Origin of the sequence: Pseudomonas sp. COW5 (assembly GCF_026240005.1) — a bacterium.
In the GTDB taxonomy this organism is placed as follows: domain Bacteria; phylum Pseudomonadota; class Gammaproteobacteria; order Pseudomonadales; family Pseudomonadaceae; genus Aquipseudomonas; species Aquipseudomonas kribbensis.
Genome location: NZ_JAPHVP010000001.1, coordinates 3,448,624 through 3,473,945 on the forward strand (window position 1 = coordinate 3,448,624; position 25,322 = coordinate 3,473,945).

25 protein-coding genes and 1 other RNA gene are annotated in these 25,322 nt (G+C 60.2%); 20 read left to right on the top strand and 6 right to left on the bottom strand.

The annotated features are described in order from the left end of the window. The first annotated feature begins 17 nt into the window (after positions 1–17). Both OQ248_RS15790 and zapE read left to right on the top strand, forming a co-directional pair. On the top strand, positions 18–1,373 hold the full coding sequence (locus OQ248_RS15790; protein WP_265813277.1) for a tryptophan--tRNA ligase: 1,356 nt from the start codon (positions 18–20) through the stop codon (positions 1,371–1,373). Positions 1,374–1,463: 90 nt separating this feature from the next. Beyond that, positions 1,464–2,558 (top strand): cell division protein ZapE, encoded by a 1,095-nt coding sequence (zapE, locus tag OQ248_RS15795; protein WP_085606932.1) that lies wholly within the window; start codon positions 1,464–1,466, stop codon positions 2,556–2,558. Between the two features lie 62 nt (positions 2,559–2,620). On the opposite strand, the gene OQ248_RS15800 is transcribed toward zapE, so the two are convergent. Further along, positions 2,621–3,517, bottom strand: a complete 897-nt coding sequence (locus OQ248_RS15800; RefSeq protein WP_170931599.1) for a GlxA family transcriptional regulator — start codon at positions 3,515–3,517, stop codon at positions 2,621–2,623. 245 nt (positions 3,518–3,762) lie between these two features. Between OQ248_RS15800 and OQ248_RS15805 the strand changes: the two genes are divergently transcribed. Then, positions 3,763–4,899 (top strand): acyl-CoA dehydrogenase family protein, encoded by a 1,137-nt coding sequence (locus tag OQ248_RS15805; RefSeq protein WP_085709339.1) that lies wholly within the window; start codon positions 3,763–3,765, stop codon positions 4,897–4,899. Between the two features lie 106 nt (positions 4,900–5,005). On the opposite strand, the gene OQ248_RS15810 is transcribed toward OQ248_RS15805, so the two are convergent. Next, complete coding sequence (locus tag OQ248_RS15810) at positions 5,006–6,046, bottom strand: NADP(H)-dependent aldo-keto reductase (RefSeq protein WP_265813278.1); 1,041 nt, start codon at positions 6,044–6,046, stop codon at positions 5,006–5,008. A gap of 244 nt (positions 6,047–6,290) precedes the next feature. Here OQ248_RS15810 and rplM point away from each other — a divergent pair, with 244 nt between their 5' ends. From rplM to OQ248_RS15845, 7 genes are all read left to right on the top strand, one after another. Continuing rightward, on the top strand, positions 6,291–6,719 hold the full coding sequence (gene rplM, locus OQ248_RS15815) for a 50S ribosomal protein L13 (protein WP_007928449.1): 429 nt from the start codon (positions 6,291–6,293) through the stop codon (positions 6,717–6,719). 14 nt (positions 6,720–6,733) lie between these two features. Next, a complete protein-coding gene (gene rpsI, locus OQ248_RS15820; RefSeq protein WP_119427677.1) occupies positions 6,734–7,126 on the top strand; it encodes a 30S ribosomal protein S9 in 393 nt (130 codons plus the stop codon). A gap of 269 nt (positions 7,127–7,395) precedes the next feature. Continuing rightward, a complete protein-coding gene (gene petA / locus OQ248_RS15825) occupies positions 7,396–7,989 on the top strand; it encodes a ubiquinol-cytochrome c reductase iron-sulfur subunit (RefSeq protein ID WP_003228055.1) in 594 nt (197 codons plus the stop codon). Next, complete coding sequence (locus tag OQ248_RS15830) at positions 7,989–9,200, top strand: cytochrome bc complex cytochrome b subunit (RefSeq protein WP_119427678.1); 1,212 nt, start codon at positions 7,989–7,991, stop codon at positions 9,198–9,200. The genes petA and OQ248_RS15830 overlap by 1 nt, the downstream gene beginning before the upstream one ends. Beyond that, a complete protein-coding gene (locus OQ248_RS15835; RefSeq protein ID WP_064383969.1) occupies positions 9,200–9,982 on the top strand; it encodes a cytochrome c1 in 783 nt (260 codons plus the stop codon). The genes OQ248_RS15830 and OQ248_RS15835 overlap by 1 nt, the downstream gene beginning before the upstream one ends. A gap of 147 nt (positions 9,983–10,129) precedes the next feature. Next, positions 10,130–10,747 carry a glutathione S-transferase N-terminal domain-containing protein gene (locus OQ248_RS15840; protein ID WP_265813279.1) on the top strand — a complete coding sequence of 206 codons (618 nt, stop codon included), beginning with the start codon at positions 10,130–10,132 and terminating at the stop codon, positions 10,745–10,747. A gap of 16 nt (positions 10,748–10,763) precedes the next feature. Next, positions 10,764–11,177, top strand: a complete 414-nt coding sequence (locus OQ248_RS15845) for a ClpXP protease specificity-enhancing factor (protein ID WP_065261496.1) — start codon at positions 10,764–10,766, stop codon at positions 11,175–11,177. A 99-nt stretch (positions 11,178–11,276) separates the two neighbouring features. Here the strand turns inward: OQ248_RS15845 and OQ248_RS15850 are convergent, their stop codons facing one another. The 4 genes from OQ248_RS15850 to OQ248_RS15865 all read right to left on the bottom strand — a co-directional run bounded on the left by OQ248_RS15850 (position 11,277) and on the right by OQ248_RS15865 (position 14,721). Beyond that, positions 11,277–11,855 (bottom strand): BON domain-containing protein, encoded by a 579-nt coding sequence (locus OQ248_RS15850; RefSeq protein WP_085709343.1) that lies wholly within the window; start codon positions 11,853–11,855, stop codon positions 11,277–11,279. Beyond that, entirely contained in the window at positions 11,852–12,445 is a 594-nt protein-coding gene (locus tag OQ248_RS15855; RefSeq protein ID WP_007928463.1) for a phosphoheptose isomerase, read from the bottom strand. Before OQ248_RS15855 ends, OQ248_RS15850 begins: the two co-directional genes overlap by 4 nt. 102 nt (positions 12,446–12,547) lie before the next feature. Beyond that, the gene (locus tag OQ248_RS15860) at positions 12,548–12,910 is read right to left on the bottom strand and encodes a YraN family protein (protein ID WP_039766259.1); all 363 of its coding nucleotides are present in this window, start codon (positions 12,908–12,910) and stop codon (positions 12,548–12,550) included. Then, positions 12,910–14,721: a penicillin-binding protein activator gene (locus OQ248_RS15865; protein WP_265813280.1), complete on the bottom strand. Its 1,812-nt coding sequence runs from the start codon at positions 14,719–14,721 to the stop codon at positions 12,910–12,912. The genes OQ248_RS15860 and OQ248_RS15865 overlap by 1 nt, the downstream gene beginning before the upstream one ends. A gap of 177 nt (positions 14,722–14,898) precedes the next feature. Here OQ248_RS15865 and rsmI point away from each other — a divergent pair, with 177 nt between their 5' ends. The 10 genes from rsmI (at position 14,899) to murD (ending at position 25,320) form a co-directional block, all read left to right on the top strand. Next, a complete protein-coding gene (gene rsmI / locus OQ248_RS15870; protein WP_265813281.1) occupies positions 14,899–15,804 on the top strand; it encodes a 16S rRNA (cytidine(1402)-2'-O)-methyltransferase in 906 nt (301 codons plus the stop codon). A gap of 73 nt (positions 15,805–15,877) precedes the next feature. Continuing rightward, positions 15,878–16,231, top strand: an RNA gene (gene rnpB / locus OQ248_RS15875) — RNase P RNA component class A. A 403-nt stretch (positions 16,232–16,634) separates the two neighbouring features. Continuing rightward, a complete protein-coding gene (gene mraZ, locus OQ248_RS15880; protein ID WP_003205355.1) occupies positions 16,635–17,090 on the top strand; it encodes a division/cell wall cluster transcriptional repressor MraZ in 456 nt (151 codons plus the stop codon). 2 nt (positions 17,091–17,092) lie between these two features. Beyond that, positions 17,093–18,034, top strand: a complete 942-nt coding sequence (gene rsmH / locus OQ248_RS15885; RefSeq protein ID WP_265815100.1) for a 16S rRNA (cytosine(1402)-N(4))-methyltransferase RsmH — start codon at positions 17,093–17,095, stop codon at positions 18,032–18,034. Further along, on the top strand, positions 18,031–18,324 hold the full coding sequence (ftsL, locus tag OQ248_RS15890) for a cell division protein FtsL (RefSeq protein ID WP_007956777.1): 294 nt from the start codon (positions 18,031–18,033) through the stop codon (positions 18,322–18,324). Before rsmH ends, ftsL begins: the two co-directional genes overlap by 4 nt. After that, positions 18,324–20,063, top strand: coding sequence for a penicillin-binding protein 2 (locus OQ248_RS15895; protein WP_170929662.1), 1,740 nt, complete (start codon positions 18,324–18,326; stop codon positions 20,061–20,063). Before ftsL ends, OQ248_RS15895 begins: the two co-directional genes overlap by 1 nt. Continuing rightward, positions 20,063–21,526 carry a UDP-N-acetylmuramoyl-L-alanyl-D-glutamate--2,6-diaminopimelate ligase gene (locus OQ248_RS15900; RefSeq protein ID WP_248739347.1) on the top strand — a complete coding sequence of 488 codons (1,464 nt, stop codon included), beginning with the start codon at positions 20,063–20,065 and terminating at the stop codon, positions 21,524–21,526. The genes OQ248_RS15895 and OQ248_RS15900 overlap by 1 nt, the downstream gene beginning before the upstream one ends. Further along, a complete protein-coding gene (gene murF, locus OQ248_RS15905) occupies positions 21,519–22,886 on the top strand; it encodes a UDP-N-acetylmuramoyl-tripeptide--D-alanyl-D-alanine ligase (RefSeq protein ID WP_265813282.1) in 1,368 nt (455 codons plus the stop codon). The genes OQ248_RS15900 and murF overlap by 8 nt, the downstream gene beginning before the upstream one ends. Continuing rightward, positions 22,886–23,968, top strand: a complete 1,083-nt coding sequence (mraY, locus tag OQ248_RS15910) for a phospho-N-acetylmuramoyl-pentapeptide-transferase (protein WP_015096766.1) — start codon at positions 22,886–22,888, stop codon at positions 23,966–23,968. The genes murF and mraY overlap by 1 nt, the downstream gene beginning before the upstream one ends. Before the next feature lie 5 nt (positions 23,969–23,973). Beyond that, positions 23,974–25,320, top strand: a complete 1,347-nt coding sequence (murD, locus tag OQ248_RS15915; RefSeq protein ID WP_265813283.1) for a UDP-N-acetylmuramoyl-L-alanine--D-glutamate ligase — start codon at positions 23,974–23,976, stop codon at positions 25,318–25,320. The last annotated feature ends 2 nt before the right edge of the window (positions 25,321–25,322 follow it).

Here is a 25,322-nt window from a genome sequence, read left to right on the forward strand (position 1 = left end):
CTGACAAGCGATTACCCATGACGAACCGTACCCGCATCCTCACCGGCATCACCACCACCGGCACCCCGCACCTGGGCAACTACGCCGGTGCCATCCGCCCGGCGATCGTCGCCAGCCGTGACACGAACGCCGATTCGTTCTACTTCCTGGCCGACTACCACGCCCTGATCAAGTGCGATGACCCGCTGCGCATCCAGCGCTCGCGTCTGGAAATCGCCGCGACCTGGCTGGCCGGTGGCCTGGATGTGGATCGCGTGACCTTCTACCGCCAGTCCGACATTCCGGAAATCCCCGAGCTGACCTGGCTGCTGACCTGTGTCGCCGCCAAGGGCCTGCTCAACCGCGCCCACGCTTACAAGGCTTCGGTGGACAAGAACGTCGAGACCGGCGAAGACCCGGATGCTGGCATCACCATGGGCCTGTACAGCTATCCGGTACTGATGGCGGCGGACATCCTGATGTTCAACGCGCACAAGGTGCCGGTCGGTCGCGACCAGATCCAGCACGTGGAAATGGCCCGCGACATCGGCCAGCGCTTCAACCACCTGTTTGGCCAGGGCAAGGAGTTCTTCACCATGCCCGAAGCGCTGATCGAGGAAAGCGTCGCCACGTTGCCGGGCCTGGACGGTCGCAAGATGTCCAAGAGCTACGACAACACCATCCCGCTGTTCACCAGCGCCAAGGATATGAAGGACGCGATCTCGCGGATCGTTACCGACTCCCGTGCGCCGGGCGAAGCGAAAGATCCGGACAACTCGCACCTGTTCACCCTGTTCCAGGCGTTCGCCACCCCGGCGCAGGCCGATGAGTTCCGCAGCGAGCTGCTGGGCGGTCTGGGTTGGGGCGAAGCGAAGAACCGTCTGTTCCAGTTGCTCGACAACGAGCTGGGTGAGTCCCGCGAGCGTTACCACCAGTTGATCGAGCGTCCGGCGGATCTGGAAGACATCCTGCAACACGGCGCCAAGAAGGCCCGTGCGGTGGCGACGCCGTTCCTTAATGAGCTGCGCGAAGCGGTCGGCCTGCGCTCGTTCGTCAATCAGGTTCAGGTGGCCGCGACCACCAAGAAGAAGGCTGCGAAAGCCGCACGTTTCGTCAGCTTCCGCGAAGACGACGGCAGCTTCCGTTTCCGTCTGCTGGCGGCCGATGGCGAGCAACTGCTGCTGTCGCGCAACTTCGCCGACGGCAAGACCGCCGGCCAGGTGACCAAACAACTGCAATCGGGTCAGGCGCTGGATGTACGCAACGAAGACCTGAGCTTCAGCGTCTGGCTGGAAGGCGAGTGTGTCGGTGACAGCCCGGCGTTCGCCGACGTTGCTGTGCGGGATGCGGCCATTGAGGCCTTGCGGATCGCTCTGACACCGGTTCAGGAATAATCAACGGGCCGGCCCGACCAAGGGCCGATTGCCATTCCCACGGGCCATCGCTACAGTGACGGCCCGTTTTTGTTGCCTTGCTAACGAATTATGACGCCCCTAGAACGATATCAAGCTGATCTGAAACGCCCGGACTTCTTCCATGATGCGGCGCAGGAAACTGCCGTGCGTCACTTGCAACGCCTGTACGACGATCTGATCGCGGCCGAGCAGAACAAGCCGGGTTTGCTGGGCAAGCTGTTTGGCAAAAAGGATCAGACGCCGGTCAAGGGCCTGTACTTCTGGGGCGGCGTGGGTCGCGGCAAGACTTACCTGGTGGACACCTTCTTTGAAGCGCTGCCATTCAAGGAAAAGACCCGTACCCACTTCCACCGCTTCATGAAGCGCGTGCACGAAGAGATGAAGACCCTCGGCGGCGAGAAAAACCCGCTGACCATCATCGCCAAGCGTTTTGCGACTGAATCGCGGGTCATCTGCTTCGATGAATTCTTCGTTTCCGACATCACCGACGCCATGATCCTCGGCACGCTGATGGAAGAACTGTTCAAGAACGGCGTGACTCTGGTCGCCACTTCGAACATCGTGCCGGACGGTCTGTACAAGGATGGCCTGCAACGCGCGCGCTTCCTGCCGGCCATTGCGCTGATCAAGCAGAACACCGAAATCGTCAACGTCGACAGCGGTGTCGATTACCGTCTGCGTCACCTTGAGCAGGCAGAGCTGTTCCACTTCCCGCTCGACGAAGCCGCTCATGAAAGCCTGCGCAAGAGCTTCCGTGCGCTGACGCCTGAATGCACGGCCGCCGTAGAAAACGATGTGCTGATCATCGAGAACCGCGAAATCCGCGCCCTGCGCACCTGCGATGACGTGGCGTGGTTCGACTTCCGCGAACTGTGCGACGGCCCGCGTAGCCAGAACGACTACATCGAACTGGGCAAGATCTTTCACGCCGTGTTGCTCAGTGGCGTGGAGCAGATGAGCGTCACCACCGACGACATCGCCCGCCGCTTCATCAACATGGTCGACGAGTTCTACGACCGTAACGTCAAGCTGATCATTTCTGCCGAAGTCGAGTTGAAGGACCTGTACACCGGCGGGCGCCTGACATTCGAATTCCAGCGGACCCTCAGCCGCCTGCTGGAAATGCAATCCCACGAGTTCCTGTCCCGGGCACACAAGCCTTAAGCGGATTCGGCAAACAAAAAGGGCCTGCAGATGCAGGCCCTTTTTTGTGTCTGGTCGAATTGTCAGGCAGCTTGCTGGAACTGCTGTCGATACTGGTTCGGCGACAGTTCGGTGTGCTGGCGGAACAGGCGTGCGAAGAAGCTCGCATCGTCGTAGCCGACTTCGTAACTGATGGTCTTGATGCTCTTGCGGCTGCCGGAGAGCAAGCCTTTGGCGGTCTCGATGCGCAGCCGTTGCAGGTAATGCAGCGGCTTGTCACCGGTGGCGGTCTGGAAGCGGCGCATGAAGTTGCGAATGCTCATGCCGTGCTCGCGGGCCACGTCTTCGAAGCGGAACTTGTCGGCGAAATGTTCTTCGAGCCAGTGCTGGATCTGCAGGATGATCACGTCCTGGTGCAGTTTCTGCCCGCCGAAACCGATGCGGCCCGGTGAGTAGCTGCGCTGCACTTCATAAAGAATGTCGCGGGCCACGGCTTGCGCCACATTGGCGCCGCAGAAGCGTTCGATCAGATAGATATAGAGGTCGCAGGCCGAGGTGGTGCCGCCGGCGCAGTACAGGTTGTCGGCGTCGGTCAGGTGCTTGTCCTGATTGAGATAGACCTTGGGGAAGCGCTCGGCGAAAGCATTGAAGAAGCGCCAGTAGGTGGTCGCTTCCTTGCCGTTGAGCAGACCGGCCTCGGCCAGCCAGAACACCCCGGTGGCCTCGCCGCAGAGCACGGCGCCACGGGCGTGCTGTTCACGCAACCACGGCAGCACCTGTGGATAACGTTGGCACAGCGTGTCGAAGTCATCCCAGAAGGCCGGGAGGATGATGACATCGGCGTTTTCCAGGCCACCGTCCACCGGCATGACCACGTCACTGAAGCTGTTCACCGGTTTGCCGTCGGGGCTGACCAGGCGGGTTTCGAACGCCGGAGTCAGGCCGTGGCCCAGTTGTTTGCCGTAACGCAGGCTGGCCAGATGGAAGAAATCCTTGGCTTGCATGAGGGTGGAAGCGAAAACCCGGTCGATCGCCAGGATGCTGACGCGCCGCAAGGGCGTGGAGACTTGCTTGGACATAATTCAACTTTTGTTTTTATAAGGGAAAGTGGTCACCAGACGGCTGGATCGTCTTATTTTTTGTCGGATGTGTCCAGTGTCCTGTAACGGGTGTGCGGCTTAGTCTCTGAAGGTCTGTTCCCTCCAACAAGAACGAAAGGTGACGCATGATTCCCAGAACCCTGTTCAGCTCCGAGCACGAATTGTTCCGCGACAGCGTGCGGACTTTCCTTGAAAAAGAGGCGGTGCCGTTCCACGGGCAATGGGAAAAACAAGGCTACATCGACCGTAAACTCTGGAATAAGGCGGGGGAGGCGGGGATGCTCTGTTCGCATCTGCCGGAGGAATACGGCGGGCTGGGGGCGGACTTCCTGTACAGCGCCGTGGTGATCGAGGAAGTGGGGCGACTGGGCCTGACCGGCATCGGTTTCTCGCTGCATTCGGACATCGTTGCGCCGTACATCCTGCATTACGGCAGCGAGGCGCTGAAGCAGAAATACCTGCCGAAACTGGTGTCTGGCGAGATGGTCAGCGCCATCGCCATGACCGAGCCGGGTGCCGGTTCCGACCTGCAAGGTGTCAAGACCACGGCGGTGCTGGATGGCGACGAATATGTGATCAACGGCTCGAAGACTTTCATCACCAACGGTTTTCTGGCTGATCTGGTGATCGTCGTGGCCAAGACCGATCCGAAGGCGGGTGCGAAGGGCACCAGTCTGTTTCTGGTAGAGGCGAACACACCGGGCTTCGACAAGGGCAAGCGCCTGGAGAAGGTCGGAATGAAGGCCCAGGACACGTCGGAGTTGTTCTTCCAGGACGTGCGAGTGCCGAAGGAAAACCTGTTGGGTCAGGCCGGTGCCGGTTTTGCCTATCTGATGCAGGAACTGCCGCAGGAGCGGCTGACGGTGGCGATTGGCGGGTTGGCTTCAGCCGAGGCAGCACTGCAATGGACGCTGGATTACACCCGTGACCGCAAGGCGTTCGGCAAGGCGATTGCCGACTTCCAGAACACGCGCTTCAAACTGGCGGAGATGGCCACCGAGATTCAGATCGGCCGGGTGTTCGTTGATCGCTGCCTGGAGCTGCACCTGCAAGGCAAGCTCGACGTACCGACTGCCGCGATGGCTAAGTATTGGGGCACCGACCTGCAATGCAAGGTGCTCGACGAGTGCGTGCAGTTGCATGGTGGCTACGGCTTCATGTGGGAGTACCCGGTGGCCCGGGCGTGGGCGGATGCGCGGGTGCAGCGGATCTATGCCGGTACCAATGAAATCATGAAAGAGATTATTGCGCGGTCGCTTTGAATTTTGCAGTGAATTGACTGGCCCCTTCGCGAGCAAGCTCGCTCCCACAGGTGATCACCATGCCTGTGGGGAGCGAGCTTGCTCGCGAAAGCGTTTTTTCTGCCAATCAAGGAGCCGGGTTCGGATGGTCCTTGTGAATCGCTTCAATCCCTTCAAGCACTTCGTCTGAAAGATTCAGATAGAAACTGGCAATGTTGCTGTCCAGTTGCTCCAGCGTTGTCGCCCCGATGATGTTGCTGGTGACGAACGGTTGCCGATTGACGAAGGCCAACGCCATTTGCGCCGGATCCAGGCCATGCTCCCGGGCGAGTGCCACGTAACGGCTGCACGCCGCTTCCGATTGTGCGTTGAAGTAGCGGCTGAAGCGGCTGTAGAGGCTCAGGCGACCTTTTGGTGGACGGGCGCCACCTTCGTACTTGCCCGACAGGAAACCGAATGCCAGCGGCGAATAGGCGAGCAGGCCGCACTGTTCGCGAATGGCGATCTCGGCCAGACCGACTTCGAAGCTGCGGTTGAGCAGGTTGTACGGGTTCTGGATCGATACCGCGCGCGGCCAGCCACGGGCTTCGGCCAGGGCGAGGAAGCGCATGGTGCCCCACGGGGTTTCGTTGGACAGACCGATGTGGCGGATCTTGCCGGCCTTCACTTGCTCATCGAGGGCTTCGAGGGTGTCTTCGAGCGGGGTGAGGTTGGCTTCGATCTTGTGCTTGTAGCCCAGTTGTCCGAAAAAGTTGGTGCTGCGCTCCGGCCAGTGCAGTTGATACAGGTCGATGTAATCGGTCTGCAGGCGCTTGAGGCTGGCATCCACGGCTTCGCTGATGTGCTGGCGGTTGTGACGCAGGTTTTTGTCGCGGATGTAATCGATGGTGTTGCCGGGGCCGGCGATCTTGCTGGCGAGGATCCAGTCGCCGCGGTCGCCGCGGCTCTTGAAATAATTGCCGATGTAGCGCTCGGTGGTGGCGTAGGTTTCGGCTTTCGGCGGCACCGGGTACATCTCGGCGGTGTCGATGAAATTGATCCCGGCGCCCTTGGCCCGCTCGATCTGGGCGAAGGCTTCAGCTTCAGTGTTTTGCTCGCCCCAGGTCATGGTGCCGAGGCAGATTGCACTCACGTTCAGGTCGGTACGGCCTAGCTGGCGATAGTCCATCGGGTGCTCCTTGGGCAAAACAAGCATAAAAGCAGGTTGAAATTTTTTTCGCAATCTGCATAATTGCCGACCTCTTTCTGCAGTGGAAGTGATGCCCCGCCGCCGAAGAATCTTGCCGTTGAACGGACGCGCCGACCCGAGCCCCCGAAAGCGTCTGTATCCGGCTGCCTTTGACTTGTCAAAGTACGCACTATTCAGTAAGATCCGCCGTCTTATTTACAGGCGGCCCCTGAGGCTATAAAGAATGAAAACTTTTACTGCTAAACCGGAAACAGTAAAGCGCGACTGGTTTGTCGTCGACGCTGCTGGTCAGACCCTGGGTCGTCTGGCCACCGAAATCGCGAGCCGTCTGCGTGGCAAGCACAAGCCTGAGTACACTCCTCACGTTGACACCGGCGACTACATCGTCGTGATCAACGCCGAGCAAGTTCGTGTAACCGGTGCTAAAACCACTGACAAAATGTACTACTCCCACTCCGGTTTCCCGGGCGGTATCAAGTCGATCAACTTTGAAAAACTGATCGCCAAGGCCCCTGAGCGCGTGATCGAGACCGCGGTTAAAGGCATGCTGCCTAAGAACCCGCTGGGTCGCGACATGTACCGTAAGCTGAAAGTCTATGCGGGCGCTGCACACCCTCATACTGCTCAGCAGCCCCAAGAACTGAAGATTTAACGGAATAGTTCATTATGTCGGCGACTCAAAATTACGGCACTGGCCGTCGCAAGACCGCAACCGCACGCGTTTTCCTGCGTCCGGGTACTGGTAACATCTCCATCAACAACCGTTCGCTGGAAACCTTCTTCGGCCGCGAAACTGCCCGCATGGTAGTTCGTCAGCCGCTGGAGCTGACCGAGACTGTCGAGAAGTTCGACATCTACGTCACCGTGATCGGCGGTGGTGTAAGTGGTCAGGCTGGCGCAATCCGCCACGGTATCACTCGCGCTCTGATGGACTACGACGAAACCCTGCGTAGCGCTCTGCGCAAAGCTGGCTTCGTTACCCGCGACGCCCGTGAAGTTGAACGTAAGAAAGTTGGTCTGCGTAAAGCGCGTAAGCGTCCGCAGTACTCGAAGCGTTAATTCCGCTTCCACGTTCAAAAAGAACGCCCGATTCCTCACGGAACCGGGCGTTTTTTTATGCGTGCGATTTCTCGAATAATTGCGCTGTGACAACTTGCCACATTCGTAGACCCCCTATACTACAAGGCTTGAGGGCCAGCCCTCCGGGTAATTACCTTGTCAGAATTGGGGGTTTTCATTACCATTCGGCAAAATTTTTATAAGTACATTGTTTCATATTTAGTAGATGCCTGATTTAACAGGCCACAAAGCTGATGGGAGAGGACTGAATGAGCAATGACGGCGTGAATGCAGGCCGGCGTCGCTTCTTGGTAGCGGCCACATCCGTGGTGGGTGCTGCAGGAGCGGTGGGGGCTGCGGTCCCGTTCGTGGGGTCATGGTTTCCCAGTGCCAAGGCGAAGGCTGCCGGCGCACCGGTGAAAGTGAATGTCAGCAAGATCGAGCCCGGACAGCAGATGATTGCTGAATGGCGCGGCCAGCCGGTATTCATTGTTCGCCGTACTGCGGAAATCCTGGGGAATCTCAAGAAGATCGAGGGCCAGCTCTCCGATCCGACCTCCAAAAACTCCACGCAACCCACCTATGTCGACCCTGAAGTGCGTTCGATCAAGCCGGAAATCCTGCTGCTGATCGGGATCTGCACTCACCTGGGTTGCTCACCAACCTTCCGTCCCGAAGTGGCACCCGCGGATCTGGGCAAAGACTGGGTAGGCGGCTATTTCTGCCCTTGCCACGGTTCCCACTACGATCTGGCTGGCCGCGTCTACAAGTCGCAACCTGCGCCTTTGAACCTGCCAGTACCCCCGCATTCCTATGAGACCGATGACCTGATTGTCATTGGCGTCGATACGGAGAAAGCGTGATGAGCAAGTTCATGGATTGGGTTGATGCGCGCTTCCCCGCCACCAAAATGTGGGAAGACCATCTCAGCAAGTATTACGCGCCAAAAAACTTCAACTTCTTCTACTTCTTCGGCTCGCTGGCACTGCTCGTTCTGGTCAACCAGATCGTCACCGGTGTCTGGCTGACCATGAGCTATACCCCGTCGGCGGAAGAGGCGTTCGCCTCCGTCGAATACATCATGCGCGACGTCGAGTACGGCTCGATCCTGCGTTTGCTCCACTCCACCGGCGCTTCGGCGTTCTTCATCGTGGTCTATCTGCACATGTTCCGTGGCCTGCTTTACGGTTCGTACCAGAAGCCGCGTGAGCTGGTGTGGGTGTTCGGCATGCTGATCTACCTGGCGCTGATGGCTGAAGCCTTCATGGGTTACCTGCTGCCATGGGGTCAGATGTCCTACTGGGGCGCCCAGGTGATTATCTCGCTGTTCGGTGCGATTCCGGTCATCGGCAACGACCTGACTCAGTGGATCCGTGGTGACTACCTGATTTCCGGGATCACCCTGAACCGCTTCTTCGCCCTGCACGTGGTGGCCTTGCCGATCGTGATTCTCGGTCTGGTGGTGCTGCACATTCTGGCGTTGCACGAAGTGGGTTCGAACAACCCGGATGGCGTGGACATCAAGAAGCACAAAGATGAAAACGGTATCCCGCTGGATGGCATTGCCTTCCACCCGTACTACACCGTGAAGGACATTGTCGGTGTTGTGGTGTTCCTGTTCATCTTCTGCTTCATTGTGTTCTTCTTCCCGGAAATGGGCGGCTACTTCCTCGAAAAACCAAACTTCGAGCAAGCCAACCCGTTCAAGACGCCAGAGCACATTGCACCGGTCTGGTACTTCACACCGTTCTACGCAATCTTGCGTGCGGTTCCTGACAAACTCATGGGCGTTATCGCCATGGGAGCGGCCATCGCGGTGCTGTTCGTTCTGCCGTGGCTCGACCGCAGTCCCGTCAAGTCGATGCGCTACAAAGGCTGGATGAGCAAAATCTGGCTAGTGGTGTTCTGCATTTCCTTCGTGATCCTCGGCATTCTGGGGGTTCTGGCTCCGACGCCGGAGCGCACGCTGGTGTCGCAGATCTGCACCTTCCTGTACTTCGCCTACTTCATTCTGATGCCGTTCTACACCAGGCTCGAGAAGACCAAACCGGTTCCGGAAAGGGTGACTGGCTGATGAAAAAGTTATTTTTTGCTCTGATTTTTGCTGCTCTGCCTGTGCTGTCCTTTGCTGCGGAACACGGTGGTCCGGAACTGGAAAAAGTCGACATTGACGTTTCCGACAAGGCCGCCCTGCAGGATGGCGCGCGTACCTTTGCCAACTATTGCATGGGTTGCCACAGCGCCAAGTTCCAGCGTTACGAGCGTGTTGCCGATGACCTCGGCGTTCCGCACGAAATGATGCTGGAGAAACTGGTGTTCACCGGTGCCAAGATCGGCGATCACATGAACATCGGCATGCAGCCGGCCGACGCCAAGACCTGGTTCGGTGCGGCGCCGCCGGACCTGACCCTGGTGGCGCGTGTTCGTGGTACCGACTGGCTGTATGGTTATCTGCGTTCGTTCTATGAAGATCCGGCGCGTCCATGGGGCGTGAACAACAAGGTCTTCCCGAACGTCGGCATGCCTAACGTGCTGGTCGGCCTGCAAGGTCGTCAGGTCGTGGGTTGCAAACAGGTGCAGATCGTCGAGGATGGCAAGAAGCAGTACGATCCTCTGACTGGTACGCCTTTGACCCATGAGGCCTGCGATCAGCTGACCATCGTGCCGAAAACCGGCACCCTGAACGAAGAGCAGTTCGATGAGAAGGTCAAGAATCTGGTAACCTTCCTGGCTTACTCGGCTAACCCGGTTAAGCTGCAACATCAGCGCATCGGTACTTACGTCTTGCTGTACCTGGCGTTCTTCTTTGTGTTCGCCTACCTGCTCAAGCGTGAATACTGGAAAGACGTGCACTGATACGCTTCAAGCAATTGCTGTTAATCGCGCGCGCCCAAGGGCGCCTCTGAAAACGCAAGGCCTGGTCAGCCAGGTTTTGCGGGAGGCGCCCTCTGGGCGCGCGCGTTTTTCCGGCTCCGACTATTTCAACAAGCGAGGAGGATCGCCATGGGCGTGACCAATCGGTTGGCCTGTTACTCCGACCCCGCCGACCACTATTCCCACCGAGTGCGCATCGTGCTTGCAGAGAAGGGTGTCAGCGCCGAAATCATTTTTGTGGAGGCTGGTCGTCAGCCGCCTAAACTGATTGAGGTGAACCCTTACGGCAGTCTCCCGACACTGGTCGATCGTGACCTGGCGTTGTGGGAGTCGACCGTGGTGATGGAGTACCTGGATGAGCGTTACCCGCATCCGCCATTGATGCCGGTGTACCCGGTGGCGCGTGCCAACAGCCGTCTGTTGATACACCGTATCCAGCGTGACTGGTGTGGTCTGGTGGATCTGATTCTGGATCCACGCACCAAGGAGGCTGCGCGCGTGGTGGCGCGAAAGGAATTGCGCGAAAGCCTGACTGGCGTGTCGCCGCTGTTCGCCGACAAGCCGTTTTTCCTCAGTGAGGAACAAAGTCTGGTGGATTGCTGCCTATTGCCAATACTCTGGCGTTTGCCGATTCTGGGTATAGAACTGCCGCGGCCGGCCAAGCCGCTGCTTGATTATATGGAGCGTCAATTTGCGCGTGAGGCTTTCCAGGCGAGTCTGTCTGGTGTCGAACGCGACATGCGCTAAGGCTTAAGGAGCCGCTATGAACTCCAGTCGACCTTATCTGGTCCGCGCGCTCTACGAGTGGATTGTGGATAACGATTGCACCCCGCACATGCTGGTCAATTCCGAATACCCGGCAGTGCAGGTACCACAGGGATTTGCCAGTGACGGGCAGATTGTCCTGAATATTTCACCGAGTGCCGTGCGTCACTTGCACATGGACAACGACGTCGTGACCTTCGAAGGTCGCTTCGGTGGTGTCCCGCACAGCCTGTACGTGCCGATTGCTGCGATTCTGGGTATCTATGCCCGGGAGAACGGTCAGGGCATGGTGTTCGATCTGGAGTCGCCGATGGATGACGAAGACGAGATCGAGCAGGATGACGATATTCCGCCACCAGACAGCGAACCACCGCGCCCAAGCGGCCGGCCAAGCCTGAAAGTGGTGAAGTAATAAAAAAGGCGATCCAACCGGATCGCCTTTTTTTGTGCCCGTGGGAGCGAGCCTGCTCGCGATAACGCTTTCGTAAGTGCCACCGAGGGCAGATCGTACTCAGTCGATGTATTCGAACAACTTCACAATCTTCTGCACGCCGGACACACCCTGTACCAGATTGGTGGCCTGGGCCGCTTCCTGCTTGGTCAGCAGGCCGAGCAGATAAACGATACCGTTCTCGGTCACGACTTTGATGCGCGAGCCGGGGATGCTGGCGTCGGTGAGCATCTGGGTCTTGATCTTGGTCGTCAGCCAGGAATCGTTCTGGCGGGCGAGGAAGCTCGAAGGCGCAATCACTTGCAGTTCGTTGTGCACCTTCTTCACGCGTTGCACGTTGGCGGCAGCCTGTTCGGCCTTGGCCTTGAGGTCTTCGCGCGGGGTCTGGCCGGCCAGCAGCACAATGCCGTTGAAGCTGGTAACGACGATGTGCGAGTCATTGTCCAGGCCCGGATCGGCCTTGGCTACGTTGACGCCGACTTTGGTTTCGATCAATGAATCGTCGATCTTGCTGCCGAAGGTGCGGGTGCCGCGATCGTCTTCGATCGGTGCCTCGCGGCTGGCATTCACCACGGAGGTGCAGCCAGTAATGCCGAGGCACAGGGTCAAGGCCAGAAGGCCAAGGCGATTAGGGGTCATTCTTCACTCCCGAACAGTTGGCTGTCGATCAGATCACAAAGGCAATGGATCGCCAGCAAGTGGACTTCCTGAATACGTGCGGTGACATTGGCCGGTACGCGAATCTCGACGTCCTCGGGCAGTAGCAGTGACGCCATGCCGCCGCCATCGCGTCCGGTCAAAGCTACGACAATCATTTCGCGATCATGTGCGGCCTGGATCGCCTGAATAATGTTCGCCGAGTTACCGCTGGTCGAAATTGCCAGCAACACATCACCCGGCTGGCCGAGTGCACGGATCTGCTTGGAGAACACTTCGTTGTAGCTGTAGTCGTTGGCGATCGAGGTGATGGTCGAGCTGTCGGTGGTCAGGGCGATGGCCGGCAGGCTCGGACGCTCGCGCTCGAATCGGTTGAGCAGTTCCGAGGAGAAGTGCTGGGCATCGCCGGCCGAGCCGCCGTTGCCGCACGAGAGCATTTTCCCTTCGTTGAGCAGGGCGTTGACCATTACCTGGCTGGCTTGCTCGATGTGCGGTGCAAGTACGTCCATCGCCTGTTGCTTGGTGTCGATACTGGCCTGAAAAAGCTGGCGAATTCGGGATTGCATGTCCATCTGTGTGACCTTAATTAGCGCGGCTGTCCGGCACGTGAATGTGCAGCCCGCAAAGCAAAGAGCAAAAGTGTTGAGTGAAAATGTCCAGGTCGGCGCAGGCGCTCAACTGTCGAACGCATTCTGCAACCAGTTCAGCTGACCCTGGTGGCTGTCGATGGCCACCACGTCGAAGCGGCAGGGGGAATTGGCCCAACGCGACTCGCGCTGAAGAAAATACTGTGCGGCGAAAATCAGTTTCTGCCGTTTGCGCTCGTCGATACTGTCGAGCGCTCCACCCCATTGAGTGTTCTTTCGGTAACGTACTTCGACGAATACTACTGTATCGCCATCAAGCATGACCAGATCAAGCTCGCCGCGTTTACATAACCAGTTCTGCGCCAGCAGGCGCAGACCCTGGTGTTGCAGATGCTCGAGCGCCTGGCGCTCGGCATCCTTGCCGCTTTGCAGGTGTGACCTGTCGGGCATCAGCGCGGGGTGTCCGGCAGGCGCTGGATCTGGCCGCTGACAAACTGGGCCCATGGCAGCTGACGTACGACGCGTTGGCTCTGGGTCATGCCCAGGCTGCCCGACAGACCGTCGATGCGGCTGTCCGGCAGGGTCTTGAGCTGGCTCAGGCGTGGTGCCAGGCGGTAGGCGTCAACACCCATCGCGTACAGACGGCCGAGGCTGCCGGCGGCTTGTGGCCACTGAGCAGTGACCTGTTTGCGCAGTGGGTCGTTGGCATCCAGCAGCCATGGGGTTTCGCAGAAGCGCACGCCGTTCATGTCGTTGTACTGGTTCACGTCGCCGCTGGCGCTGAACACGTGGGAGGTCGCGTAGACCGGAACGTCGCCGGCGTACTGGAAGTTCAGGGTCGGCTTGATCTGCTGCGCCTGCTGCGGAGTGGCAGCCAGGAAGATGAACTCGATGTCCTGGCGACGCGAAGGCTGGGCGGCGACGTTGGTGCCGGCAGCATTCTGCAGGCTCTTGGCGCGGGCTTCGCTCTGGCGCAACTGGAACATGTCGGCGATCTGCTGGGCCAGTTGCACAGGTTGATCGACACGCTCGGTGGCGACAATGCTGCCGCCGTTGGCTTGCCAGTCCTGGCTGAATGCGCGCAGGACGCGGTCACCCCATTCGCCTTTCGGCACCATGATCGCAGCGCGGTGCAGGCCGTCGGCGCGGGCGCGACGGGACACTTCGCGGGCTTCGTCTTCAGCCGCCAGGCCGAACTGGAACAGTTGCGCCGGGCCCTGGTCGCCTTCGCTGTAGTTCAGCGCCAGCGTGGTGATCGGCAGTTGCGGGCGGGTGCTCAGCTGTTTGACCAGTGGTTTTTCCAGCGGCCCGACTACCAGTTGTACACCGTCGGTCTGGGCCTTGCGGTAGAACTCGTCCATGCTGGTCAGGTGCGAGCTGTCGTAGAACACGATGGCCGGTGGTTTCTGGCCGGCTTGCTGGGCCTGGTAGTGCGCGGCCATGAAACCGTCACGCAGGGCCTTGCCGACCGAGGCCAGCTGGCCGTCCTGTGGCAGCAGCAGGGCAATCTTGCTCAGGGGTTGGCTGGCCAGTTCCTTGAGTTTGGTCAGAGGCAGCGGCAGATTGATCGCGGCCGGGTGTTTCGGGTGCTGCGAGCGCCAGTCGTCGATTGCCGCCTGTTGCTGTTCCAGGGTGCCGGCGGTTTTCACGGCCAGGGCCAGGCTCATCCAGCCTGCGAGGTCGTCGGTCCCGTTGGGTTGCAGTTGATCGGTCGGCAGCGACGCAATCAGGGTCCAGATCGCTTCGTGGTTCTTGCTGGCGGCTTCACCTTCCAGCATCGGTGCGATGAAGATGCGCTCGCGAGCGGCAGCCAGTGTCTGGCCATCGGCTTCAAGGGCGCGGGCGTGAACGGTGCCGGCGCGAACCTGCAGTGGAATCGACATTTCGCTCAGGCGCTGCAGGCTTGGATGGTTCAAGGCTGCCAGCGCGGCTTTCGGCTGGTTGCGGGTCATCGCCAGCTCGGCAGACAAAGTGCTGGCGAATGCCTGCTGGCCTGGCTGGAGTTGTTCCATCGGCACTTGTTGCAGGATTTGCGCGGACTGTCCGGCATTGCCCTGGCGGTAAGCCATGTCCGCCGCGCTCAGGCGCAGCAGTGCAGCCTTGTCCGGCGATTTGGCCTGGGCGGCCTGTTCGAGCAGTTGCTCGATGCTGGCATCCGGAGTCCGTGGAAGTTCGCCAAGGCTGGAGGAAGGGGAGCTGGCGCAAGCCGCCAGCAAGGCAGCGAGGCAGAGGGCAGTGAACAGCCGCAGGCAAGCGATCATGTAAGTGTTCCTGATACTCGATCAAATTAGCGTCGAATTGTACCCAAGCGCTGGCCGGGGCGCGATGTTACTGGTGTGAAACCGTCAATTTAGCTGATGTAAATGTTGCGCGACCGCACAATGGTGCGACAAACCGTGTCTGCCGCGAGCGCATCGCCGGGCGCGTGACGCGCTACAATGGCGGCTTTTACCGATCATGAGGTGTGCGCTTTGACTGCTCCAGGTGCTTTGAATTCCGCTGCGGGCTCGCTTTATGTGGTGGCGACGCCCATCGGCAACCTGGATGACATCAGCGCCCGGGCGTTGAAGATCCTGCGCGAAGTGGCGCTGATTGCCGCCGAAGACACGCGCCATTCCCAGCGTCTGATGCAACACTTTGGCATCTCCACGCCGCTGGCGGCCTGTCATGAGCACAACGAACGTGATGAAGGCAGTCGTTTCATCACTCGCCTGATGGCTGGCGACAACGTCGCGCTGATTTCCGATGCCGGTACGCCGTTGATTTCCGATCCGGGTTATCACCTGGTGCGCCAGGCGCGTGCCGTCGGGATCAACGTGGTGCCGGTGCCGGGTGCCTGTGCGTTGATCGCGGCGCTGTCGGCGGCCGGTCTGCCATCCGACCGTTTCATCTTTGAAGGCTTTCTGCCGGCCAAGGCTGTTGGTCGCAAGGCGCGCCTGGAAGCCATCAAGGAAGAGCCGCGCACGCTGATTTTCTACGAGGCGCCGCATCGTATTCTTGAGTGTCTGCAGGATATGGAAGCTGTGTTCGGTGCAGATCGTCCGGCATTGCTCGCCCGTGAAATCACCAAGACCTTTGAAACCCTCAAGGGCCTGCCACTGGCCGAGTTGCGGGCATTCGTCGAGGCGGACAGCAATCAGCAGCGTGGCGAATGTGTTGTTGTGGTGGCTGGCTGGACTGCGCCGGAATCCGAAGATGCCGTCAGCAGCGAGGCGATGCGCATCCTCAATCTGTTGCTTGAAGAGATGCCGCTCAAGCGCGCCGCAGCTTTGGCGGCGCAAATCACCGGTGAGCGCAAAAACGTGCTGTATCAGGTGGCGCTGGATCAGCAAAAAGGCGCGTAACCCGTCGCGCAGACCGGTTTGAGGGCTATTAGCGCTTGTTCTTCGGGCGCTCTGCCGTTAACCTGCGCGGCGGAGAGTCGATCGGACAGTCGCTGCCCTCTATGAAAATTAGAGGGGGGAGGAAAGTCCGGGCTCCATAGGGCGAAGTGCCAGGTAATGCCTGGGAGGCGTGAGCCTACGGAAAGTGCCACAGAAAATAACCGCCTAAGCGCTTCGGCGCCGGTAAGGGTGAAAAGGTGCGGTAAGAGCGCACCGCACGTCTGGCAACAGTTCGTGGCTAGGTAAACCCCACTTGGAGCAAGACCAAATAGGGTCCCAAGGCGTGGCCCGCGCTGGGACCGGGTAGGTTGCTAAAGATGTCCAGTGATGGCCATCGTAGACGAATGACTGTTCAAGACAGAACCCGGCTTACAGATCGACTCTCCACCTTTTTCTTTTCCCTGCTTGAATTAAAGGCGACAGGGCTGTTTATTATCAGCAGGCCTGCTCTGGAAATCCGGCAGCGGCAACCGCAGTAATAGCCATTTCCCACCTTGCTTCAATCAACAGCAGAAGCGCTTTTGTAATACCGAAAAAATCTTACTCTTAACAAATTACTTTAACTTTCGAGCGCAGCTTTCAGTGCTGCATCAAGTTATTGGATAAAAGCATCCGCCAGATTCTCGTTGCTCCTCCCTTTATGCTCCTAAATCTCCGTTCTGTAAGGGTTTTCCTTTGATCCGCGCCTTGACGGTGTGGTGGGCGCATTCCTATAGTGTGCGCAAGTGGCGGAAAGTGGCATGAAGTGGGTTTTTTGAGCTCAAAACGATAAAAATTGGAGAAACGCAGACGTGTTTCGCGGAGCTAACGCTATCAGTCTCGACGCAAAGGGCCGTCTCGCCATGCCGAGCCGGTACCGTGACGAGCTCGTTTCGCGTAGTTCCGGCCAGTTGATCGTGACCATTGATGCCGTTGATCCGTGCCTGTGTGTCTACCCGCTCGATGAGTGGGAAATTATTGAAACCAAGTTGCGCGCGCTTCCTTCGCTCCGCGAAGAGAACCGTCGTCTGCAACGTTTATTGATTGGTAACGCCGTCGACCTCGAACTCGATGGCAGTGGTCGTTTTCTGGTGCCGCCGCGCCTGCGCGAATACGCAAAGCTGGACAAGCGCGCGATGCTGGTCGGTCAACTGAACAAGTTCCAACTGTGGGACGAAGATGCCTGGAACGCGGTTTCTGCCGCTGACCTGGCTGCCATACAACAACCGGGCGCCATGCCTGATGAACTGCGTGATCTGATCCTGTGACTATTGATAGCGGCTTTAACCACATCACCGTACTGCTTGACGAAGCCGTCGAGGCTCTCGCCGTACGTCCTGATGGCTGCTATCTGGACGGTACGTTCGGGCGCGGCGGGCACAGCCGGTTAATCCTCAGCAAGCTCGGGCCTGATGGCCGGCTCATCGGATTCGACAAAGATCCACAAGCGATTGCCACCGGGCAAACGCTAGCGGCCGAAGACGGCCGCTTTGTCGTTGTGCAGCGCAGCTTTGCCGAGCTCGGCTCGGTGGTTGCCGAACGTGGTCTGGCCGGCAAGGTCAGCGGCATTCTGCTCGACCTCGGCGTGTCTTCGCCGCAGCTCGATGATGCCGAGCGCGGTTTCAGTTTCCTCAACGATGGCCCGCTGGACATGCGCATGGATCCGTCCCGTGGCATCAGCGCAGCCGAATTCGTCAACACCGCGCCGGTGGAAGAAATCGCCCGGGTGTTCAAGGAATATGGCGAAGAACGTTTCTCCGGTCGCATGGCCCGTGCCGTGGCCGAGCGCCGTGACATCACGCCGTTCGAGCGCACCGCCGATCTGGCTGAAGTGCTGAAAGTCGCCAATCCGGCGTGGGAAAAGGGCAAGAACCCGGCCACCCGTGCATTCCAGGGGCTGCGCATTCACGTCAACAACGAACTGGGCGATCTGGAAGCGGGCCTTGAAGCCGCGCTCGAATGCCTGGAAGTGGGCGGCCGTCTGGTCGTGATCAGCTTCCACTCGCTGGAAGACCGCATCGTCAAACTGTTCATGCGCAAGCTGGTGAAAGGCGAAGCCGACAACCTGCCGCGCAACCTGCCGGTTCGCCACGTTGCGTTCGAACCGAAAATCAAGATCCATGGCAAAGCGCAGACGGCCTCCGACGCCGAACTCAAAGCCAACCCACGTTCCCGTAGCGCCGTCATGCGCGTCGCGGAGAAGTTGCGGTGAGCAAGCTTTTCGCCAAGCCACTGCCTGGCGGCAGCTTTTTCATGCTGCTGCTGTTCATCGGCGTGCTCGTGTCGGCCATTGGCGTGTCCTATAGCGCCCACTGGAACCGGCAGTTGCTCAATACCCTTTATAACGAACTCAGCGTGCGCGACAAGGCGCAGGCCGAGTGGGGGCGCCTGATCCTGGAACAAAGTACCTGGACCGCCCACAGCCGGATCGAAGTGCTGGCCACCGAACAACTGAAGATGCACATCCCCGGCGCAGCTGACGTGAAGATGGTGGCGCCATGATGAAACTCGAAGGCGCACTGTTCCCGTGGCGCTTCCGTCTGGTCGTCGGTTTGCTCGGCGTGATGGTTGCCGCGATCTGCTGGCGGATCATCGACCTGCAGGTTATCGACCGTGACTTCCTCAAGGGTCAGGGTGATGCGCGCAGCGTTCGTCACATTCCGATCCCGGCACACCGTGGCTTGATCACCGACCGCAATGGCGAGCCTCTGGCCGTGAGTACGCCGGTGACCACCCTGTGGGCCAACGCCAAGGAAATGCAGCTGGCCAAGGAAAAGTGGCCGGCACTCGCCGCTGCCCTCGGTCAGGATCCGAAAGCCCTGGCCGAACGTCTTGAGGCCCAGGCCAACAAGGAATTCATTTATCTGGTGCGCGGGCTGACCCCCGAGCAGGGCCAGGCCGTGCTCGACCTTAAAGTACCGGGCGTCTACGGCATCGAAGAATTCCGCCGGTTCTATCCGGCCGGTGAAGTGACCGCGCACATGGTCGGGTTTACCGACATCGATGACCATGGCCGTGAAGGTGTCGAACTGGCCTACGACGAGTGGCTGGCCGGCGTACCCGGCAAGCGGCAGGTCATCAAGGATCGGCGCGGTCGGCTGATCAAGGATGTCCAGGTCACCAAGAACGCCAAGGCCGGCAAGCCCTTGGCGTTGTCCATTGACCTGCGTCTGCAATACCTGGCCAACCGCGAGCTGCGTAACGCGATCATCGAGAACGGCGCCAAGGCCGGCAGTCTGGTGATCATGGACGTGAAGACCGGCGAGATCCTCGCCATGGTCAACCAGCCGACCTACAACCCGAACAACCGTCGCAACCTGCAACCGGCGATGATGCGTAACCGCGCGATGATCGACGTGTTCGAGCCGGGTTCGACCATGAAAGCGATCTCGATGAGCGCCGCGATCGAAACCGGCCGCTGGAAACCGAGCGACACCGTCGAGGTGTATCCGGGCTCCCTGCAGATCGGCAAATACACCATCAAGGACGTATCGAAGACCGAAGGCCCGGTACTCGACCTGACCGGGATTCTGATCAATTCCAGTAACGTCGGCATGAGTAAGGTTGCGTTCGATATCGGTGGCGAAACCATTTTCCGCCTCGCGCAGAAAGTCGGCCTCGGCCAGGACACCGGCCTCGGTTTCCCGGGCGAGCGTGTCGGCAACCTGCCGAACTACCGCGAGTGGCGCAAGGCTGAAACCGCAACGCTGTCCTACGGCTACGGTGTTTCGGTGACTGCGATCCAGCTGGTGCACGCGTTCTCGGCACTGGCCAACAACGGTCGTCTCGCACCGCTGACCCTGATCAAAACCGACAAGGCGCCGCAGACCACCCAGGTACTGCCGGAAGCCGTGGCGAAAACCATGCAGGGCATGTTGCAACAAGTGATTGAAGCTCCGCGCGGGGTATTCCGTGCACAGGTTCCGGCCTATCACGTGGCTGGCAAGTCGGGTACGGCGCGCAAGACCTCGGTGGGCACCAAGGGTTATGCCGAGAACTCTTATCGCTCGCTGTTCGCCGGTTTCGGCCCGATGAGCGATCCGCGTTATGCCATCGTCGTGGTGATCGATGAACCGACCAAGGCCGGTTACTTCGGTGGTCTGGTTTCGGCGCCGGTGTTCAGCCGTGTGATGTCCGGCACCCTGCGCCTGATGAACATCACCCCGGACAACCTGCCGAATACCCAGCAGGCCAATGCCACCCCGGCTGTTCCGCTGAAAGCCAATGGAGGGCGCGGCTGATGTCTCTTAGTCTGAACAAGATTTTCCCCCACGCCGGCCACGATCTGTTGATCCGTGAACTGGCACTCGACAGCCGCAACGTGCGCGCGGGCGACCTGTTCCTCGCGGTGCCGGGCGGCAAGTTCGATGGTCGTGCCCACATTGCCGACGCACTGGCTCGTGGCGCAGCAGCGGTCGCTTATGAAGTGGAAGGCGCCACCGTGCTGCCGATCACTGATGTGCCCTTGATTCCGGTCAAGGGTCTGGCAGCGCAGCTGTCGGATATCGCCGGTCGTTTTTACGGTGAACCGAGTCATCACCTGAACCTGGTGGGCGTGACCGGTACCAACGGCAAGACCAGCGTGACGCAGCTTGTTGCCCAGGCGCTGGACCTGCTTGGTCAACACTGTGGCATCGTCGGCACCCTGGGTTCCGGTTTCCATGGCTCGCTGCAAAGCGGCCTGCACACCACGCCGAACCCGATCGCCATGCAAGCGACCCTGGGCGACCTGAAAAAGGCCGGCGCCAAAGCCGTGGCCATGGAAGTTTCGTCGCACGGTCTGGATCAGGGCCGGGTCACTGCGCTGGCGTTCGATGTGGCGGTGATGACCAACCTGTCCCGCGATCACCTCGATTACCACGGCACCATGGAGGCCTACGCCGAAGCGAAGGCCAAACTGTTTGCCTGGAATGACTTGAAGTGCCGCGTGGTCAATCTGGATGACGATTTCGGCCGGCAACTGGCCGCCGAAAAACGTGAGTCGCGCCTGATCACCTATAGCCTGCTCGACAGCAGCGCCTATCTGTATGTCCGCGAAGCACAGTTCGATGACCATGGCGTGCGCGCCACGCTGGTCACGCCGCAGGGCGAACATCATCTGCGCAGCACATTGCTGGGTCGTTTCAACCTGAGCAACGTGCTGGCTGCCGTCGGTGCCTTGCTCGGTCTGGACTACGCCCTCGACGAAATTCTCAAAGTGCTGCCGAAGCTCGAAGGCCCGGCCGGACGCATGCAGCGTCTCGGCGGCGGCACCCAGCCGCTGGTGGTGGTCGATTACGCCCACACCCCGGATGCGCTGGAAAAAGTTCTCACTGCGTTGCGTCCGCACGTCAAAGGCCAGTTGCTGTGCCTGTTCGGTTGTGGCGGTGATCGCGATCGCGGCAAGCGCCCGCTGATGGCCGAAGTGGTCGAGCGTCTGGCCGACCGCGTGCTGGTCACCGATGACAATCCGCGTACCGAAGACCCAGCGGTGATTTTCGATGACATCCGCGCCGGCTTCACGGCTGTGGATAACGTGACATTCGTGGCCGGGCGCGGCCAGGCCATCGCACAACTGATCGCCAGTGCCTCGGCGGATGACGTAGTCGTCCTGGCCGGCAAAGGTCACGAGGACTATCAGGAAATCAACGGCGAGCGCCACGCGTTCTCTGATCTGGTCGAGGCCGATCATGCCCTGACCGCGTGGGAGGTGGCCCATGCTTAAGGCCCTGAAACTCAGCGAACTGACCAATGCACTCGATGCGCGGCTGATCAGCGCGGACGCAAGCTTCGACGGCGTGAGCATTGACAGCCGCGCCATCAAGGCCGGCCAGCTGTTTATCGCCCTGACCGGTCCGCGTTTCGACGGTCATGACTATCTGAATGAAGTCGCCGCCAAAGGTGCCGTTGCTGCATTGGTCGAGCGCGAAGTCGCCGACAGCACGCTGCCGCAATTGCTGGTCAAGGACACCCGCCAGGCCCTCGGCCAGTTGGGGGCGTTGAACCGTGCCGCGTTCACCAAACCGGTCGCGGCCGTCACCGGTTCCAGCGGCAAGACCACGGTCAAGGAAATGCTCGCGAGCATCCTGCGCACACGCGGCTCGGTGCACGCGACCCGTGGCAACCTGAACAACGACCTCGGCGTACCGCTGACCCTGCTCGAACTTGCCCCGGAACACAGCGCGGCGGTAATCGAACTGGGTGCTTCGCGTCTGGGTGAAATCGCCTACACCGTCGGGCTGACCAAGCCGCACGTGGCGATCCTCAACAACGCCGGTACTGCTCACGTTGGCGAGTTCGGCGGGCCGGATAAAATCGTCGAAGCCAAAGGCGAAATCATCGAAGGGCTGGCCGCCGATGGCGTCGCCGTGCTGAATCTCGATGACAAGGCGTTCGGTATCTGGAAGACCCGCGCTGCCGGTCGCAAGGTGCTGACCTTCGCCCTGAGCAACGCGCAAGCGGATTTCCACGCCAGCGATCTGGCCACCGATGCCCGTGGCTGCCCGGCGTTCAACCTGCACAGTCTTGAAGGTGTGGAACGGGTTCAACTGAACCTGCTCGGCACCCATAACGTCGCCAATGCCCTGGCCGCCGCCGCTGCCGCTCACGCCCTGGGCGTGTCGCTGTTCGGCATCGCCACCGGGCTTGGCGCGGTACAACCGGTCAAGGGTCGCACCGTCGCGCAACTGGCGAAAAACGGCATGCGCGTGATCGATGACACTTACAACGCGAACCCCACCTCCATGTGCGCGGCCGTTGATATACTCGCCGGCTTTTCCGGCCGCACCGTCCTGGTGCTCGGGGATATCGGCGAGTTGGGCGACTGGGCGGAGCAGGGGCACCGCGACGTGGGCGAATACGCCCGGGGCAAGGTTTCCGCGCTTTACGCCGTCGGGCCGAACATGGTCCACGCCGTGAACGCATTCGGCCAAGAGGCGCATCACTTCGGCACGCAGGCCGAACTGATCCAGGCCCTCGGTGCCGAGCAGGACAAAAACACCACCATTTTGATCAAGGGTTCGCGCAGCGCGGCGATGGAAAACATCGTTGCGGCCCTGTGCGGGTCCAGTCTGGAGAAACATTAATGCTGCTGCTGCTAGCGGAGTATCTGCAACAGTTCTACAAAGGCTTCGCGGTCTTCCAGTACCTGACCCTGCGCGGGATCCTCGGTGTGCTGACCGCGCTGGTCCTGTCGCTGTGCTACGGCCCGTGGATGATCCGCACCCTGCAGAACCGTCAGATCGGCCAATCGGTTCGTAACGATGGTCCGCAATCGCACCTGTCCAAATCCGGTACGCCGACTATGGGGGGCGCGCTGATTCTGTCTTCCATCGGCGTCAGCACCCTGTTGTGGGCTGACCTGAGCAACCGTTACGTGTGGGTCGTGCTGCTGGTGACCCTGCTGTTCGGCGCCATCGGCTGGGTCGACGACTACCGTAAGGTGATCGAGAAGAACTCCCGTGGTCTGCCAAGTCGCTGGAAATATTTCTGGCAGTCGGTGTTCGGCCTCGGTGCGGCGATCTTCCTTTATATGACCGCTGCCACGCCGGTGGAAACCACCCTGATCCTGCCGATGCTCAAGGACTACAGCATTCCGCTGGGCGCCGGCTTCATCGTGCTGACCTACTTCGTGATCGTCGGCTCGAGCAACGCGGTCAACCTGACCGACGGCCTCGACGGTCTGGCGATCATGCCGACGGTGATGGTCGGCGGTGGCCTGGGCATCTTCTGCTACCTGTCGGGTAACGTGAAATTCGCTGAATACCTGCTGATCCCGTATGTACCGGGCGCGGGCGAGCTGATCGTGTTCTGCGGCGCATTGATCGGTGCCGGCCTGGGCTTCCTGTGGTTCAACACCTACCCGGCACAAGTCTTCATGGGTGACGTCGGCGCACTGGCGCTGGGCGCAGCCCTGGGCACCATCGCGGTGATCGTCCGTCAGGAAATCGTCCTGTTCATCATGGGCGGCGTGTTCGTGATGGAAACCCTGTCAGTCGTCATTCAGGTGGCTTCCTTTAAGCTGACCGGTCGCCGTGTGTTCCGCATGGCGCCGATACACCACCACTTTGAACTCAAGGGCTGGCCCGAGCCGCGCGTGATCGTCCGTTTCTGGATCATCACCGTGATTCTCGTGCTGATCGGCCTTGCCACCCTGAAGCTGAGGTAGAACGAGTGTCTCTGATCGCTTCTGACCACTTCCGCATCGTTGTCGGCCTCGGCAAGAGCGGCATGTCCCTGGTTCGCTTCCTGGCGAACCGGGGCGTGGCGTTTGCTGTGGCCGATACGCGGGAAAATCCACCGGAACTGGCCACGCTCCAGCGTGACTATCCGCACGTGGAAGTGCGTTGTGGCGAGCTGGACGTCGAGTTCCTGTGCCGTGCCGACGAGCTCTACGTGAGCCCCGGTCTGGCGCTGGCGACCCCGGCCCTGCAAGCCGCCGCGGCCCGTGGCGTGAAGCTGTCCGGCGACATCGAGCTGTTCGCGCGTAACGCGAAGGCGCCGATCGTGGCCATCAGCGGTTCCAACGCGAAAAGCACCGTCACCACCCTGGTCGGCGAGATGGCGGCTGCGGCCGGCAAGCGCGTGGCGGTCGGCGGCAACCTCGGTACGCCGGCGCTGGATCTGCTCAGCGATGACGTCGAGCTGTACGTGATGGAGCTGTCGAGCTTCCAGCTGGAGACCACCGATCAGCTCAACGCCGAAGTGGCGACCGTGCTCAACATCAGCGAAGACCACATGGATCGCTACAGCGGTCTGCCGGCCTATCACCTGGCCAAGCACCGGATCTTCCGTGGCGCGAAGCAGTTCGTGGTCAACCGTCAGGATGCGTTGACCCGGCCGCTGATGGGCGAGGGCCAGCCATGCTGGACCTTCGGCCTGACCAAGCCCGATTTCAAGGCGTTCGGCCTGCGCGAAGAGAACGGCGAGAAATACCTGGCCTTCGAATTCCAGAACCTGATGCCGGTGCGTGAACTGAAGATTCGCGGCGCCCACAACCAGTCCAACGCCCTGGCGGCACTGGCGCTCGGGCATGCGGTCGGTCTGCCGTTCGACGCCATGCTCACGGCCCTGCGCAACTTCGCCGGCCTCGAACACCGCTGCCAGTGGGTGCGTGACCTGGATGGCGTCGGTTACTACAACGATTCCAAAGCCACCAACGTCGGCGCCGCGCTGGCCGCCATCGAAGGCCTGGGCGCGGACATCAGCGGCAAGGTCGTGCTGATCGCCGGTGGCGACGGCAAGGGTGCCGAGTTCAAGGACCTGCGTGACCCGGCGGCGGCCCATTGCCGTGCCGTGATCCTGATGGGCCGCGATTCCGACAAGATCGGCGAGGCCATCGGCGATGCGGTGCCGCTGATTCGCGCCACCACACTGATCGACGCCGTCGAGAAATGCCGTGCCGCCGCCCAGCCGGGTGACGTAGTGCTGCTGTCTCCGGCCTGCGCCAGTTTCGACATGTTCAAGAATTACGAAGACCGTGGTCACCAGTTCGTCCGCGCCGTGGAGGATCTGGCATGAGC

Bases quoted from the DNA above. Each gene is read 5' to 3' on its own strand.
- OQ248_RS15790 (WP_265813277.1), top strand. From the start codon at position 18: ATGACGAACCGTACCCGCATCCTCACCGGCATCACCACCACCGGCACC.
- zapE (WP_085606932.1), top strand. From the start codon at position 1,464: ATGACGCCCCTAGAACGATATCAAGCTGATCTGAAACGCCCGGACTTC.
- OQ248_RS15805 (WP_085709339.1), top strand. From the start codon at position 3,763: ATGATTCCCAGAACCCTGTTCAGCTCCGAGCACGAATTGTTCCGCGAC.
- OQ248_RS15810 (WP_265813278.1), bottom strand. From the start codon at position 6,046: ATGGACTATCGCCAGCTAGGCCGTACCGACCTGAACGTGAGTGCAATC.
- rplM (WP_007928449.1), top strand. From the start codon at position 6,291: ATGAAAACTTTTACTGCTAAACCGGAAACAGTAAAGCGCGACTGGTTT.
- rpsI (WP_119427677.1), top strand. From the start codon at position 6,734: ATGTCGGCGACTCAAAATTACGGCACTGGCCGTCGCAAGACCGCAACC.
- petA (WP_003228055.1), top strand. From the start codon at position 7,396: ATGAGCAATGACGGCGTGAATGCAGGCCGGCGTCGCTTCTTGGTAGCG.
- OQ248_RS15830 (WP_119427678.1), top strand. From the start codon at position 7,989: ATGAGCAAGTTCATGGATTGGGTTGATGCGCGCTTCCCCGCCACCAAA.
- OQ248_RS15835 (WP_064383969.1), top strand. From the start codon at position 9,200: ATGAAAAAGTTATTTTTTGCTCTGATTTTTGCTGCTCTGCCTGTGCTG.
- OQ248_RS15840 (WP_265813279.1), top strand. From the start codon at position 10,130: ATGGGCGTGACCAATCGGTTGGCCTGTTACTCCGACCCCGCCGACCAC.
- OQ248_RS15845 (WP_065261496.1), top strand. From the start codon at position 10,764: ATGAACTCCAGTCGACCTTATCTGGTCCGCGCGCTCTACGAGTGGATT.
- OQ248_RS15850 (WP_085709343.1), bottom strand. From the start codon at position 11,855: ATGACCCCTAATCGCCTTGGCCTTCTGGCCTTGACCCTGTGCCTCGGC.
- OQ248_RS15855 (WP_007928463.1), bottom strand. From the start codon at position 12,445: ATGGACATGCAATCCCGAATTCGCCAGCTTTTTCAGGCCAGTATCGAC.
- OQ248_RS15860 (WP_039766259.1), bottom strand. From the start codon at position 12,910: ATGCCCGACAGGTCACACCTGCAAAGCGGCAAGGATGCCGAGCGCCAG.
- OQ248_RS15865 (WP_265813280.1), bottom strand. From the start codon at position 14,721: ATGATCGCTTGCCTGCGGCTGTTCACTGCCCTCTGCCTCGCTGCCTTG.
- rsmI (WP_265813281.1), top strand. From the start codon at position 14,899: ATGGCGGCTTTTACCGATCATGAGGTGTGCGCTTTGACTGCTCCAGGT.
- OQ248_RS15895 (WP_170929662.1), top strand. From the start codon at position 18,324: ATGAAACTCGAAGGCGCACTGTTCCCGTGGCGCTTCCGTCTGGTCGTC.
- OQ248_RS15900 (WP_248739347.1), top strand. From the start codon at position 20,063: ATGTCTCTTAGTCTGAACAAGATTTTCCCCCACGCCGGCCACGATCTG.
- murF (WP_265813282.1), top strand. From the start codon at position 21,519: ATGCTTAAGGCCCTGAAACTCAGCGAACTGACCAATGCACTCGATGCG.
- mraY (WP_015096766.1), top strand. From the start codon at position 22,886: ATGCTGCTGCTGCTAGCGGAGTATCTGCAACAGTTCTACAAAGGCTTC.